Consider the following 1,083-nt stretch of genomic DNA (forward strand, 5'->3'; position numbering starts at 1 on the left):
ATTGACAAGCCCCGACGTCACCGCCTGAAAAAACGACGACGCCGAATTCAACTCGCTCGCAAGACCACCCCACGCCGACGCCACCGACGTCATCGGCGCCGATCCCGCGCCCAGCAGCATGTTCAGCGAATTGATCTCAGGTGGCAAGGTCAGGAAACTCACCGGCTCAGTCCTCTTCCTTACATTGCAGGAAAGCTTTTCGGGGGTAGTAAGTGCTGCAGAAGAACGCTCGACCGCCCGGGGCCGGGAAGCACGTCATCGGGTCGCCACCCAGTCCGCCAGCGCGGCTTGCAGCGCGCTCATCTGGCCGTTTAAGAAGCCGGAGACCTCGTTGCCGATGTTGCCGATGCCGGAGATCAAGGCCGCGGTGTTGGCGGCCAGCGTGCTGGTGTTGGCCACACCGGAGATGGCGGTCCCCAGATTCTGGAAGCCTGACAGCAACGATCCGGAGTTGTACCAGCCCGAGGTCAGCGCCCCGTTGGCGTTGGCGAAACCCGAACTCAGATCGCTGGAGTTGAAGAACCCGGAAGTACCGCTGGAACTTCCGTTGAAGAAGCCCGACGCCACCGACCCGAGGGAGTTTCCGATACCGAGCAACCCCGGCACCGTGAGGTCGATCCGGCCGAGGAGTGTCATCTGGATGGGTATCTGTACGTTCGCCCCGTACACGACGTCCAGCAGGACGATCGGGTTGATGACGATGGGTTCCACTATTGCGGAATTGACGATTCCCTCGATGGTGGCGAGACCAAGGCCCGTCACGTCAACTGGGACGTTGACCAGGATCGGGTAGACGGTGATCGGGTCGAACTGACCGGTGATCGGGATCGCCACGTTGGTACCCGCCACAAGGTCGATCGGGATCGCCGGGAAATCGATCGGGATGGTAAAACCGTCGGCCACTTGGCTGTCGCCGAGCATGAATGAACCGAGGTTTTTGCTGCCGGTGTTGAAGGAACCGGTGTTGAGGTCGCCTGCGTTGGCGAAGCCGGTGTTGATGCTGCCGCCGTTGAAGCTTCCGGTGTTCAGATCGCCTGGGTTGGCATCACCGGTGTTGAAGCTGCCGGTGTTGAAACTTCCGGC

General features: G+C 61.1%; 2 protein-coding genes. Both read right to left on the reverse strand.

Annotated elements, in window-relative coordinates; genetic code table 11:
- On the reverse strand, positions 1-162 hold a 162-nt coding region (locus tag AC5Y4D_RS27270), incomplete at its 3' end, for a PPE domain-containing protein (RefSeq protein WP_500038768.1).
- A 93-nt stretch (positions 163-255) separates the two neighbouring features.
- Positions 256-1,083, reverse strand: an 828-nt coding sequence (locus tag AC5Y4D_RS27275) for a pentapeptide repeat-containing protein (protein ID WP_500038767.1), incomplete at its 5' end; no start/stop codon positions are given.

The organism is Mycobacterium sp. NGS67, from assembly GCF_059812185.1.